At 62.2% G+C, this 13,372-nt stretch carries 8 protein-coding genes; 5 read left to right on the forward strand and 3 right to left on the reverse strand.

What is annotated here, in order from left to right; genetic code table 11:
* Window positions 1-52 precede the first annotated feature (52 nt).
* From K349_RS0103975 to K349_RS0103985, 3 genes are all read right to left on the reverse strand, one after another.
* On the reverse strand, window positions 53-1,042 hold the full coding sequence (locus K349_RS0103975) for an autoinducer 2 ABC transporter substrate-binding protein (RefSeq protein WP_026368567.1): 990 nt from the start codon (window positions 1,040-1,042) through the stop codon (window positions 53-55).
* Window positions 1,043-1,251: 209 nt separating this feature from the next.
* Window positions 1,252-2,037, reverse strand: coding sequence for a DeoR/GlpR family DNA-binding transcription regulator (locus K349_RS0103980; protein ID WP_026368568.1), 786 nt, complete (start codon window positions 2,035-2,037; stop codon window positions 1,252-1,254).
* A gap of 13 nt (window positions 2,038-2,050) precedes the next feature.
* Window positions 2,051-2,881: a BtpA family protein gene (locus K349_RS0103985; RefSeq protein WP_026368569.1), complete on the reverse strand. Its 831-nt coding sequence runs from the start codon at window positions 2,879-2,881 to the stop codon at window positions 2,051-2,053.
* A gap of 374 nt (window positions 2,882-3,255) precedes the next feature.
* Between K349_RS0103985 and K349_RS0103990 the strand changes: the two genes are divergently transcribed.
* From K349_RS0103990 to K349_RS17775, 5 genes are all read left to right on the forward strand, one after another.
* Window positions 3,256-7,020, forward strand: coding sequence for a fibronectin type III domain-containing protein (locus K349_RS0103990; protein ID WP_157367273.1), 3,765 nt, complete (start codon window positions 3,256-3,258; stop codon window positions 7,018-7,020).
* A gap of 134 nt (window positions 7,021-7,154) precedes the next feature.
* Window positions 7,155-9,371: a tetratricopeptide repeat protein gene (locus K349_RS0103995; RefSeq protein WP_026368571.1), complete on the forward strand. Its 2,217-nt coding sequence runs from the start codon at window positions 7,155-7,157 to the stop codon at window positions 9,369-9,371.
* Between the two features lie 211 nt (window positions 9,372-9,582).
* Window positions 9,583-10,434: a 3-methyl-2-oxobutanoate hydroxymethyltransferase gene (panB, locus tag K349_RS0104000; RefSeq protein WP_026368572.1), complete on the forward strand. Its 852-nt coding sequence runs from the start codon at window positions 9,583-9,585 to the stop codon at window positions 10,432-10,434.
* Window positions 10,435-10,479: 45 nt separating this feature from the next.
* Window positions 10,480-11,667: a pyridoxal phosphate-dependent aminotransferase gene (locus K349_RS0104005; protein WP_026368573.1), complete on the forward strand. Its 1,188-nt coding sequence runs from the start codon at window positions 10,480-10,482 to the stop codon at window positions 11,665-11,667.
* Window positions 11,668-12,554: 887 nt separating this feature from the next.
* Window positions 12,555-13,319, forward strand: coding sequence for an NYN domain-containing protein (locus K349_RS17775; RefSeq protein ID WP_026368574.1), 765 nt, complete (start codon window positions 12,555-12,557; stop codon window positions 13,317-13,319).
* Window positions 13,320-13,372: the final 53 nt, after the last annotated feature.

The following is a 13,372-nucleotide window of genomic DNA, read 5'->3' on the forward strand; positions in this document are numbered from 1 at the left end:
GGGGAGCCCCGCGAAGGAGGCTCCCCGAACGGAACGAGATGCCGTTTCGATGCTAGAAGCTGTATTTGTCCATGTTCTCCTTGGTCACGTCCACCCAGGCTTGGCCGTAGATGACCTTGCCCTTGAGCATGATCTTCTCGTAGCCGGGGACGCCCAGATCCATGCCGTCGGTGATCTCTTTCCCCTCGAGAAGGGTGAGGGCCACCTGGTTCATGGCGTAGCCCGCATCGGCGGGATCCCAGAAGCTGATCATGTCCACTGCGCCGGTCTTGAGGTACTGTCCGGAGACGGAGACGAGGCTCGTGCCCACCACGGCGATCTTATCCTGAATGCCCATCTCCTCGATGGCGAGTCCTGCGCCCGCGACATCGACGGCGGAGCTGCCCTGGAGACCCTTGAGGTTCGGATAGGCCTTGAGCAGTTCCCGGGTCTTCGCGTAGGCGGTCTGCTGGTCGTCGTTGGTCTCGATCTTGTCCCCCACGAGCTTCATTTTGGGGTACTTCTCTTTCTGACGGGCGATGGCGGCATCGACCCATTCGTTGTGGGTCTTGGAGGTGAGGCTTCCCACCATGACGGCGTACTCGCCCTCTTCGTTCATGAGCTTCGCCAGGGCGTCCATGAAGTGCGCGCCGTAGGCGGCGTTGTCGAAGGCCTCCACGTCATAGTTCACGTTCTTCTGGTTCGAAGCCTCGTGGGTGACGACGATGATTCCCTGATCCATGGCCTTCTTGAGCACCGGTTCGAGAGCTTCCGGCGAGAAGGGGACGACACAGAGCGCATCCACCTGCTGGGCGATGAGGTCCTCGATGACCTGGACCTGCAGCGCCGCGTCGGCCTTTGCCGGTCCCTGCTGGAACGTGGTGTGCCCCGTGGCCTTTCCGAAGGCGAGAACGCCTTCCTCCATGCGTTGGAACCAGTTGACGCCGCTCAACTTCACCACCGTGGCAAGGGTGTAGGTCTCCGCCGCGGACGCGCAGAGCGCCCCGCCGAGAATCGCGCCGAACACGAGCAGACCTGTCAGGAGCACTGCGATGCGTTTCATGAATCTCCCTCCTTGAATTTCCGTCGATGAACTTCCTTCGGTCCGGAAGACGCTTCCCCCACAGCTTCCGCCGCAGGAGCGTTCCGGAAAATCTCTGCTCCGTCCCGTTTTTGCCTCCTGCCCCTCCATTCTTTTTTCCGCGCTCTCACCCCTTTCCGCAAGCGTTTCGGATCTCTTTACCGCCGCAGCTTTTTCCCGCCGGGAGCGACTCAGGCGAGTTCCACCGCCGTTCCGTGCCGTTTCAGCTCCGAAAGCACGGTCTCGTCGAGCCCCGTGTCGGTGACGATGCGGTGCACCGCATCGAGGGGACAGACGTTCACGAGAGCGACTTTGCCGAACTTGGAATGGTCCGCCACGAGGATCACCTCCTGAGTCGCCTCGACGATGCGCTGTTTCACCGCGTGCTCGGAGAAGGTGGCATTGAAAACCCCCTGCTCGGGGTGAATTGCATCGGCCCCTAGAAATGCCTTGTTCACGCGGATTTTGCGGAAGAAGTTCTCCGCCTCGGAGCCCACGAGGACGTTGAAGCCGGGGCGGAGCGTGCCCCCCGAGACGAGGACGGAGGTAGTGTCGTCGTAGTCCACCGAGCCGGCGATGAAGAGGTCGTAGGTGATGATGGTGAGGTTTTTGTGATGCGTCAGGTGGCGCGCCACCTCGATGGTGGTGGAGCCGGAATCGAGGATGATGGTCTCTCCATCGCGGACGCGGGCCGCCGCTGCGGCGCCGATACGGCGCTTCTCTTCCTGGAGTTGGGTTCGCTTCTCCGCGTAGAGTTTTTCAAAGGCGGTGCTCGTCTCGGGAAGAACCGCCCCGCCGTGGGTACGATCGATGAGCCCCCGGGCGGTGAGAACCTTCAGATCCCGGCGCACCGTGGCCTCCGAGACGTTCAGCAGCCTGGAGAGGAGCTGGATTTTCGCGCTTCCCCGGGAATGGATGCTCTCCAGGATCTTTCGCTGGCGTTCCGCGGGAAGGCTCGAAGGGCGGCGGAGTTTCATTGCCGGAATCCTTTCAGGAGGCGCTGGAGGCTGTGCTCTTTGAGCGGAAAGCGCGCACCCGCTCCATGAACTGACGTACCCGCGAGGGGTCCACCGGGTTCTCGAACACGCCGTCCTTCTTAAAGGTAGTTCCTACCACGGCACCGTCCGCGATGGAGAGCTGCTTCTCCACGTTGTCCAGGCGCATGCCCGTGTTCGCCAGCACCACCGTCTGGGGGACCGCGTCCTTGACACGTTTGAGAATCGAGGAGTCCGTCTCGGCACCCGCCACGAGGCCGGACACGCAGAGGGCGTCGGGACGGTTGTTGAACACGGTGGACCGGGCGATGCTCTCGATGTCGCGGTCCGCCAGATAGCGTGCCGCTTCGGGAACGATGTTGAAGAGAAGCCGTACGTCTTCTGCGTTCACATGGCGCCGGTGCCGCACCGTCGCGCCCACGTCGGTGTTCCAGAGGCCGAAATCACTGGCGTAGACGCCGGTGAAGATCTCCCGCACGAAGCATGCTCCCGTGGCCGCAGCCAGGTCGAGGGATTTCCGGGCGTCCCAGAGGACGTTCACCCCGAAGGGAATCCGGATGTCCCCCATCAGTTCGCCGATGACGCGCGCCATAGCCGCCACGGTCTCCGTTTCCACCCTGGTCAGGTAGGGAAGGCTGAATTCGTTGGAGAACATGACCGCGTCCACACCTCCTTCCTGGAGGGCGGAAAGGTCCCGGCGGCACATGTCCACCACGTATCCCATGCCTTTTTTCGCGTCGTAATGGGGATCCCCGGGAAGGGGAAGCATGTGGCACATGCCGATGATCGCCTTGTCCGTGCCGAACAGGTCCTGCAGCCAGCTCATAGGCTTGTCCTCCTTGAAAACATGGTGCGTCCATGATAGATCTTCCGAAAAAAACCGTCAATATCTTTCATAAAAAGTGAGCGTAAGTGATCATTTCTGAGTGATTTGATACGCGCCTCTCCTCTCCTGGCCTGGTCGTTTCCCTGTCCAACCGGTCTGGGATGGACAGAAAAAGACTCAAGGAAGAGGTGTTCCTGCGCCTCTCAGTCGCTCTTCCGTCAGGGCGTGTTGTTCGGTGCCATGGGGTGGAAACGGTGGTGTGTGCAGGTTACAGATTGTTCTGCAGAAGGCATGGAGTTCTGCTATGATGAGTTCCAGTGGTGCGGTGGTTTGTGGATGTGTGGTACATTTCCGGCGGAGAGGAGTGGAGAGCCGTGATGTGGTTTCTGAAATGGGACCGGTGGTACGGAGAGATGGAGAGGCGAAAGAGGAACGGGAATTTTGGAGGTTCGCTTCTCGTTTCGCCGAGGAACCGCACGGTTTCACCCATCCTCGTCCTTCTCGTTCTGCTCGGCGTGGTTTTCTGGAGTGGAGAGGCTCCCGCCGACGGAGGAGTATCCGGATCGGGTGTAAAGGAGGGCACGTCCCTGACGGAGCGCATCGCCCTGCTCGAAGAGGCACTGGCGGCGCGGAACGAGGGGGAGCGTCTCGAAGCGCTCGGCGCGTTCCGGAAGGCTCTCGTCTTGTATGAACGGAGTCTGGCGCTCTTCGCCGATCCGGTTCTCGCGGCCCGGGTCGCCTCCCTCCGGGAGCGGATCGGCGCGTCGGACGACGGGATGGCCGCGACCGGCGTTCCCGAATCCGTTCCGCCCGCCTCGCCCGAGGGACGTGCCCTCAAGGAGCGGATGGAACGGCTCGAGCGGGCGTTGACGCTTCGAAAAGAGGGCGAGAACGCGGAGAAGGCTGGAAGGCTTTCCGAGGCGCTCGCGGCGTACCGGGAAAGCCTGGCGCTCTTTGCGGACCCTTCCCTGGCGGAGCGGGTGGAACGCCTTGAAGCGCTTTCCGCCACAGCTCCTCCCGGAGCGCCTGTCCTTTCCTCCGAAACCGGGATCGTCGAGGCGCCACCTTCCGTGACGGCAACGCCGGTTTCCTCCGGCGAGAGTGAAGACCCTCTGCCGACGCCGGTCTACGCGGAGGGGGCGGTTCTTTTGGAGACATCCGTCCCCAAGGGCGGAACCACGGTACACATTCCCGAAGGTCCTGTCGTGACCGTTCCCGCCGGTGCCCTTTCTTCCGGCGTGTCCCTGCGGGTCGCCAGGGCCGAGGCCGCGCCGGTGCCGCTTCTGGCAGGCGAGGCGCCGCTCCTCGGAGCGTGGAAGTTCGACGCCGGAGGAGGCCTCTTCGACAGGCCCGTGGAAATGTCCCTCGCGCTGCCTGCCGTGGAGGATCTTTCGGAACTCCGACTCGTGCTCCCCGTCACCTCCCGGGACGGCCGGGACTGGACGGTGCTTCCCTACCGCAGGGAGAACAACGTGCTCTATTTTCAGGCGACGCACTTCAGCATCATCGGGGCCATTCTCATCGGCACCCTCATCGGCGGCGGTGTAGTGATTCCCCTCGTTCGCGCTCCCACGGAGCTGCCTCAGTACTTTCAGGAGGACGCGCCCTTCGTGAAGTTTCTCGCTCCCGATCCGGAGGGCATCGATCTCTCCTGGTCCCACAAACTGGGGGACGGAACGACGGGGCTCAAGGACAAGGCGGCCTTCGAGAAGGCCCTGCAGCTCGCCTGGGAAGAGCACATGCAGCGGGTCAGAGACATCTCGGCGATGCGGGACCGGGAGCTTGCCCGGGCCCGGGAGGCAAACCTCGGCCTCGCCGCGCAGGAGAAGATCCGCGCCGAAACACTTCGTCTCGCGGAGGAATCCCTCAACGCCTATGAAAAGGCCCGGTTCGCCGCCTTCGAGCGGCATGCCGTGCCCGACGAGGTATTGGAGATCCGGCGCGCCCTCTCCCTCGCTCGGACGTATCTCCTGGGGACGACCTCGGGAAATCGCGGCTTCGTCGATCCGGGACCCGTGGACGTGTACGTGACGAACACCGTTGCCCAGAACGACGGCGAGACGGTCATCCGCTGGGTGGGTGTTCCCTACCTCATCCTCTGGAAAGGTTCTCCGAGGGACGATCTCTATGTCGCGGCCCTGCACGAGTATTTTCACCACGTCCAGAGGAAGTATTTCGCCGACGACAACCGGGCGATCTTTCTCTCCGAGGCGTCGGCGGTGCTGCTGGAGCGGGAGGCGAAGGCCGCCTACGCGGCCCGGGCCGGCGTGACCGTCAAGAACTATCTGGCGGACATGAACCGCCTCAAGACCGGCCTGGACGGCCCACCTCTTCCGGGGCGTCTCGAACGTCTGGGAAAGACCATCACGCTCCAGTCCATCGACGCGAAACCCTTTCAACGCATGGGCTACGGTCTTTCCTGGTTTCTGGAGTGGCTGCTGGCGGAGGTGCGCGCCTCCGGAGGCGGCGCGTCGCCGGTGGAACAGTACCACAACTTCTTTCTCGCCTCCTGTCGCGACGCGGGAGGCGCCCAGCTCCCGGTGGACGCCTTCGCGAAGTTCGTCGGCGGCGACAGGAAAAAACTCGGGGCGCTCTTCGCCAGATTCGTGAAGGAAGCGGTTCTGGAGGGATTTCCGAAGAACACCCTCTTCGAGAAGAAATACGGAACGTCGGCGACCCAGGAAATCACCGTCTTCGATCCGGCGGTGCCCTTGTTCGCGCCGCTTTCCTTCGACGCGACGCCTATCGCGGAGTTCGCCGACGCAGCGATCAAGCCCTGGTCGTTCCAGGCCTACGCGCTCCAGCCGCCGAAGCGTCCCGCGGGAACCCCCGAGCCGCGGCTCGTCCTCTCCTTTCCCGCGGAGTGGTTCGACAAAAGCGCCACGGACGGACGCCACGTCTTTCTCCGGGAGCGGGGGAGCACCTCTCCTCGGGAACTCGTTTCCACCGCTTCGGGGGGGAAGATCGCCGCGGCGGTCTCCTTCGATCTCCCCGTTGAACTCTGCCTGGTGGACACGGGACAGACCGGGTCGGGGTGGATCTACGACTATTCCCCCGGCAGAGCCTTTCTTCTCGAGCCGCCCCTGCGTCTGAAAGGGCTTTTCTCCTCCGGAACGACGCCCCAGGAGTCGGTGGTGCGTCTTTCCTGGGAGGCGCCGCCGAGCGTGAAGGCGAAGCAGGAACTCTTCGCGGGCTACTTGGTCGAAGTTTTCCAGGACCCGAAGGAGACGACCCCACTCTTTTCGAAAAAGGTGCCCGAGGAGGAGACGTCCCTGGAGGTGCCCGGAGGCATTCCCGGGCTCGGGCCGAACAGAAACGCTCTGGTTCGGATGCGCACGCTCACCGCGGGAGACCCCTCCTTCGCGAGCGAGCCCGTGGAGACGCTTCTTCTCGCGGACGCGTCGAAGAAGATCCCCTTCTTCGAGAACCGAACCTTCTGGATGACCGCCTCTCCGCTTGGCAACGACCCGTCGGTGGTCCTTCCCTCGGTGATTCTCTCCGTCACGCCCTCGGTGGCAGGACTTTCCGGAAGCATCGACCAGAAGAGCCCCGAGTGGAAGCGTTTCACCGAACTCACCGGGCAGGTCGCCAAGGCGGAAGATTTTCTTAAGGAACAGATGAAGAAGGAAATGGAGAAGATGGGGGTCACCCTGAACGAGGCGCAGATGGCGGAGGCGATGAAGATGATGCAGCTCGCCGGCGTTGGGCTGCCCGAGACGGCCCAGCAGAGCCGAGCCGTGCTGGGAAGCGGCTATCAGGAAGTCGGAAAACCCGTGACGGTCTCCGTTACGGTGTCCCTGCCGCCGATTCCGCGAATTCCCGTGGTCTTCGGAAGCGTTCAGGACAATTCCGCCCGAGCGCTTGACGCCCAGATCAGCGTGCGAAATTGGTTTTTCACCACCGGAACGGCGTTGAGCCCGAAGGTGGAAGGAAGCTCCGGCACGACCTCTGTGACGTGGACGCCCCAGGAGACGACGCCGGACACCTTCGGTGTGGAAGTTGTCTTTACCTACGATCTGCTCTTCTTCGAGCGAGGAACGGGAAAACCCTTCGCAGACGAAGGTGTGCCGTTGCTGTACAAGGATTTTTCCGTCTCCTTCCCCGTGGGAATCTGGTTCGCGCCGTTGAAGAAACAGTGACAGCAGGCCATGAAACTGTTTTTCCCTGAGGAAGACCTTGGCGAAGGATCTGTTCCTCCCGTATCGGTCGTGGAACGCCTGCGAGGAAAAGCGATAAAGAGACGGAAGAGATATTTCGCGGGGAGGGAAGAAACATGAAGGAACCGAAAAAAGAGACCGTTTCGAGGAAGAGCGCATGCCGGCGACCGGGGCCGGGGGGGATTCTCCTGTTGCTCGTGGGGATGTGTTCCCTCGTCTTTTTCGCCGACGGAGTCGCCCGGAGAGCGTCTGCGGCGGAAGAGGGCGTTCCGGAGGGAATGGTGCTCCGGTGGGCGAACGCACTCTATCTCGCGGTTCCTCGGGAATGGAAGCCCGTTGTGGAGCGGGATGGGGTTGGTTTTTTCAAAGGAAGTCGCCCCGATGCCGGGGCGGACGGCCCGGTGACGATGGTCATGGTGGGGCTCATGGAAGCGCCTGGAGAGGGCGGCTATCGGGCCTTTCTGGAGGATATCGAGAAGGGCGCGAAAAAGGACAACGTCGCGAACTTCACGAAGCGGGAGGAGGACATCACCGTCGCGGGACTTCCCGCCCTGTTCTACTCCTTTTCCGGCGACGTGCGGAAGGGGGAGGTCTCCCGCTCCGTGGAGGGACACCTCGTGATCTGCAAGGAGCCTTGGAAGGATGACAAAATGGCCGATTCTCCCCCGGCGCTTCCCGGGGATCCTCCGGCGGAGCGCTTTCTCCTGGTGATGCTCGGCGGTGACGCCGCTTCCATCGAAGCGGAGCGGGAGACCATCAAGCACATGCTCGGCTCTGCCCGCAGGGATGCGCCGCCGCTGCGGGAAGCGGCGCGCATGCCCTACGGCACCGAGGGAGAGCGGTTCCGGTTCACCTTCGGCCCGGCCGTGGCCGCCGACGGGGTGCTCGCCCTGGGAGATTCTCGGGCCTACAGGGTGACCCTCTTCTCGCCCGATGGGGCCGTGCTCGCCGAATGGGGTTCCAAGGGAGAGGGGGACGGCGCCTTTTCCTATCCGAGGGCGCTCGCCTTCGGGCCGGATGGGTCCGTCTACGTGGCGGACGATCGTTCCGGCTATACGGGGGACGTGCAGCGCTTCTCCAGGGACGGAAGGCTTCTCGCCCGGGTGTCCGTGGGCACCAAACTGCTCGGAGAGCAGGGAATCAACTACGTCACCCATCTTGGGGTCAGTGAACGCGGAGAGATTTACCTTGCCGGACAAAACTCCCTCGGCGATGGAAATTCCGCGGGGGTTCTCCGTCTCTCCCCCGAGGGAAACGTTCTCTCACGGTTTCAGGTTCCCCAGGGTTTCCGGGCCATGACGCTCCTGCCGGAAGGAAAGATCGCCCTGGCCTACGCCCCGGAGGGGGACGTCAGGGCGGAACGCATCGCCGTCCATGCCCCGTCGGGGGAGCGTCTCGCGGAATGGAGCATCTACGGAACCGGAGCCGGCGGGGAGGACATTGACGAGGGTGTGTACTTCCGCCCAACCTTTCTCGCGGGAGACGCGGAAGGGCGTATCTACGCCTTTGACGACGCGGAGGAGGCACTCTGGATGTACGGGCCGGACGGGGTGTTTCTTCAGGTCGTTCCGCTGGGGAGGAGCTTCGGGATTCTGGAGGGGCTCGCCGCCACGCCCCGGGGAGACCTGATCCTTCAGGAGAGGCCCGGTTCCATGTCCGCCTCGCCCGCGGCGCTGGTGCGCTTCGAGAACGCCTTCCCCGCGAAGGTGCCCGAGGGTGCCCCCTCCGTGTCAGTATCGCCGCCGGTCGAGACCGCTCCTCCCGTCGCCGCCGGCGAGGATGCTCCGGGCGATCCCCTGCTGGAGGAACTGGAGCGGCTTCGCATGGCCCTGACCTTGCGGGAGGAGGGCGCGGCGAAGGAAAAGGCCGGTGACCTCTCCGGCGCGGCGGACCTTTTCCGCAGAAGCCTGGCTCTCGCCCCCGACGCGGAGCTGGAGGCGCATCTCGCTGCGCTCGAAAAAAGCCGGGAAACGTCACCCGGGAGCGACGCCTCGCCCGCGCCTCCCTCCGTGCCGACGGACGCTCTCGCGAGATACGAAGAGGGAGTGTCCCTGCAGCGGCAGGGGCGCTACTACGAGGCCCTCCTCAAGTATCGGGAGAGCCTGGCGGTCAACGAGGATGCCGCTCTTGCGGACTACGCGGACTCTCTGGAACGCCTTCTCCGGGAGCGTGCGCAGACGCTCGTGGCGCGGGCCATCGCGTACCAGAAGGAAGGACGTCTGGAAGAGGCCCTCGCGGCATACCGAAAGAGCCTGGAAAGTTATCCCGATCCGCGCATTGCCGCATATGCGGACAAGCTGGAGGCGATCCTGAAGGCCCGCAAAAATCCCTGAGCGCTTCGGGGCGCGTTTCTTCCGAGACGATTTCCCCGATGCCTTTCGGCGTTTTCCTGTTCCGGGGTGCGCTCCATCGCTTTCCGGACGCAAGGATGGAGCATCGCTTGAAAAAGCGGAGGATATTTTCCTCACGGAATGAACTTTTGGGGTAGAATGTGGCCGTGGAAGCGCACAGAGAAATTCCACACTTTGAAAGGAGATGGAAGTCGTGGCAAAGAAGGGACGTCTGGAATTCGTCAAGATGAAGCAGGCGGGAGAACAGGTCGCGTGGGTCACCGCCTATGATTTCCCCACGGCGCAGTTCGTCGAGGCGGCTGGCATGGACATGATCCTCGTGGGCGACTCTCTCGGCATGATCGTGCTGGGCTACCAGGGAACCATTCCCGTCACCATGGAGGACTGCATCCGTCATTGCCAGGCCGTGCGCCGGGGTGCACCGAACACGTTCTGCGTGGGGGACATGCCCTTCCTTTCCTATCAGATCTCCGACGAGGACGCCGTTCGGAACGCGGGACGCTTCCTCAAGGAAGCGGACATGGACTGCGTGAAGCTCGAAGGAGGCCGCCGGGTCATCACCCGCATCAAGGCCATCGTGGATGCGGGCATCCTCGTCATCGGCCACATCGGCCTCACCCCCCAGAGTTCGGGTCCTCTCGGCGGCTTCAAGGCCCAGGGGCGCGACGCCGCGAGCGCCCGGGATCTCATCGAGGATGCGCTGGAGATCGAAAAGGCCGGGGCTTTCGCGCTTCTGCTCGAGGCGGTTCCACCGGAACTCACCCAGTTCCTCGCGAAGAAGCTCACGATTCCCGTCTATTCCATCGGCGCGGGTGGTCCCTGCGACGGGCAGCTTCTCATCTGCGGCGACATGCTGGGCTACTTCCAGGCCTTCACGCCCAAGTTCGTCAAGAAGTACGCCAACGTGGCGGAGATCGAGATCAACGCCTTCAAGGAATACGTGTCCGACGTGAAGACCGGCAAGTTCCCCACGGACGATCACGTGTACCACATCCTGAAGGGCAAGGAAGACGAATTCTACGCCATGCTCAAGGAGTACGAGTAGACGGAAGCGGGAACGACAGAACGCGAAGGAGACGGGAGGCACCTCATGCGATTTGCCGAACGCGTGTTTGCCCTTCAGGGAGAGAGCGCCTTCGACGTTCTCTCGAAAGTGCAGCGCATGGAGCGGGACGGACGGGACGTGGTGAGCTTCGCCATCGGAGAGCCCGATTTCGACACGCCCGAACACATCAAGGCCGCGGGCATCCGCGCCATCGAGGAGAATCACACCCATTACACCCCCTCCGCGGGAATCCTTCCCTTTCGGGAGGCCATTGCCCGCTACGTGGAACGTACCCGAGGCATCGATGTCTCTCCCGACGAGGTGGTGGTCACGCCGGGGGCCAAGCCGATCCTCTTCTGCGGCATTCTGTGCTGCGTCAACCCCGGCGACGAGGTGCTCACGCCGAGCCCGGGATTTCCTACCTACGAGTCGGTGATCCGCTATGCCGGAGGCGTTCCCGTTCCGCTGCCCTTCGTGGAGGAAAAGAACTTCAGCTTCGATACCGAGACCTTCCGGCGTCTGGTGACGCCGAAAACGCGCATGGTGCTCCTCAACTTCCCTCACAATCCCACGGGAGGCGTCGCAAGCCGGGAAGACCTCGAAGCCGTCGCGGCCATCGCCCGCGAAAAGGATCTCTGGGTTCTCTCCGACGAGATCTACCGTGAGATGGCCTACGAGGGAGATGTGCCGAGCATCGCCTCCCTGCCGGGAATGAAGGAGCGTACTATCATTCTCGACGGGTTCTCCAAGACCTACGCCATGACGGGGTGGCGTCTCGGCTTCGCTGTTCTTCCCCGGGAACTTGCCGCACACGTTACCAAACTCGTCACCAACTCCGTCTCCTGTACGGCCGCCTTTGTGCAGATGGCGGGAATCGCCGCCCTCGAAGGCCCCCAGGACGCGGTCCGCAGCATGGTCGCCGAATACCGTGCCCGGCGGGATCTCCTCTGCGACGCCCTCGCCACGTTCCCCGGCGTCGTCTGCCAGAAGCCACGGGGTGCCTTCTACGCCTACGCCAACGTTACCGAGGCCTGCCGCCGTCTTGGCGTGAGCGACAGCAGGGCTTTCCAGGAAAAACTGCTGGAGGAAGCGGGTGTGGCGGTGCTTTCCCGGAACTGTTTCGGTTCGCGCAATGTCGGAGAAGACCAGGAATACGTGCGTTTCTGCTACGCCACCTCCCGGGAGCGCATCGCCGAGGGGCTTCGCCGTATCCGGGAATTTCTCGAAAAGTGACCCCCCGTGTCCGCCCTTTCCATGAAAGAGTGCGGGTGGGAACCGGAGGGGCTGACAACGGGGAGAAAATGAGAGGAGGGGAGCGCCATCGGCGCTCTCCTCCTGCTTTGTGAGGTGGCGCACTATGGATAGCAAGGGGAGTATAGCCTCCTGCCGCATTCCGAAATGCTAGGGAATCCCTGAAAAACTCGCGGATGTCGCCGTTTTTCCCTTGAGACCGTACAATGAATTCCAAAGCCGCCGTATTTCTGCGGCGCGACATTTCTTTAAAAAGCCGCGGCGTCTTTCACAAAGAGTCTGAGATGAGAAACGCCTTCGTCGATGCACACGCAGATCGATTCCGGATACGGACCATGTGCCGCGTATTCCACTGATTCGCCCGGAGCGGCTAGTATGCCTGGAAAACCAGAGGGAAACCTCCCTAGGAGCGGGGAGGGGCGACGCTGTCACCTCCAATTGTGTACAATTATTATCTTGCCCGTCACAGTGCCATCGGGAACGCGAATCCCGAAACCTTTGCGGTGATGTGTGCCGTTTAGCCGTGTGTCCCCGATTGGTGAGCAAGATCATTTTGCGAAAGATATTGCATGTTACCCTTTTCTTGCGGTGTCCGGTTACACTGATGGCGCTCCCGCACTTGAAGGTGGTTCCCCCTTATGTTAGCATGCGGTGTATGCGTTCTTCACGCAGGCAGCGTTGTCCTTTTCGGAGGTGGAGGTCATGTCGGCTGGTCCGGCCGCTTTCCGTGCCCTCTTTACCGGGGCTTTGCGGAAGAGTTTTTCGTGGTGCCGTGGAAGCGCATCTTCTGCAGGCGCCCGCCGCGATGACATCGGTTTCCGGTTCTCTTTGTGCGATGTGCCATGAGCGTACCCCGGGGGAGGGGAAAGATGATGAAGACGCGCTATTTTCGGGCAATCTACATCGACCTGGAGAACATTTCTCCCGAGACGGACCTCCGGCTCCTGTTGGAGGAGATCGCCCTCAAGTCCGACGACGAAGAGCTGACCAACGTTTACGCCATCAAGCTGGCCTGCGGGGACAGCAACTCCATCAAAAATTTCCGGGAACAACTTCTGCAGCTCAATTTCGACATCAGGGAAACGCCCCATCTCTCCAAATCGAGCAAAAAGAACCGCGCAGACCTGATCATTTCCATTGAAGCCTTCGAGAGCCTTTACCAGAAAAACCCCGAGATCGACCAGTACATCTTCATCACTTCCGATGCGGATTTCACCGTGGTGATGGACAAGCTCCGGAAATACGGCAGGGAGGTCTGGCTCGTCACGAAGAAGAGCGACGCGGAGCGTCCCATCTTCAACAGTGCCTGTGATGCGGTGCTCGTGCTGGAGGACTACCGGAAGGGACGCGAGCGGGAGAGCAACGATTCCGGGGGGAAGAAGTGGGAGTTCCTCTCCGACCTGGGTTTCACCCGGGAAGAGGCGAGCCAGATCAAGCTCGTCCTCGAATCCTTTCCCAAGGATGAATGGCATCACTTTTCCTCCTTCGGCAACAAGATCAGGAACACCTACAAGGCCTTCACGTACCGGGGAAAGAAACTCAACAGCCAGACCAAACTTTTCAAGGAACTCCGGGACCGGAAGATCGTGGAGATCCGCAAGAGCGACGGGGCGGATCAGTTCCGGGTGGAATAGGGTCGTTCGTGCCGCACGGGCCGTCCCCGGGTTTTTCGGGAGACGGCCCGTTT

This window comes from Aminiphilus circumscriptus DSM 16581, assembly GCF_000526375.1.
Classification (GTDB): domain Bacteria; phylum Synergistota; class Synergistia; order Synergistales; family Aminiphilaceae; genus Aminiphilus; species Aminiphilus circumscriptus.

Bases quoted from the DNA above. Each gene is read 5' to 3' on its own strand.
- K349_RS0103995 (WP_026368571.1), top strand. From the start codon at position 7,155: ATGAAGGAACCGAAAAAAGAGACCGTTTCGAGGAAGAGCGCATGCCGG.
- K349_RS0103985 (WP_026368569.1), bottom strand. From the start codon at position 2,881: ATGAGCTGGCTGCAGGACCTGTTCGGCACGGACAAGGCGATCATCGGC.
- K349_RS17775 (WP_026368574.1), top strand. From the start codon at position 12,555: ATGATGAAGACGCGCTATTTTCGGGCAATCTACATCGACCTGGAGAAC.
- K349_RS0104005 (WP_026368573.1), top strand. From the start codon at position 10,480: ATGCGATTTGCCGAACGCGTGTTTGCCCTTCAGGGAGAGAGCGCCTTC.
- K349_RS0103980 (WP_026368568.1), bottom strand. From the start codon at position 2,037: ATGAAACTCCGCCGCCCTTCGAGCCTTCCCGCGGAACGCCAGCGAAAG.
- K349_RS0103975 (WP_026368567.1), bottom strand. From the start codon at position 1,042: ATGAAACGCATCGCAGTGCTCCTGACAGGTCTGCTCGTGTTCGGCGCG.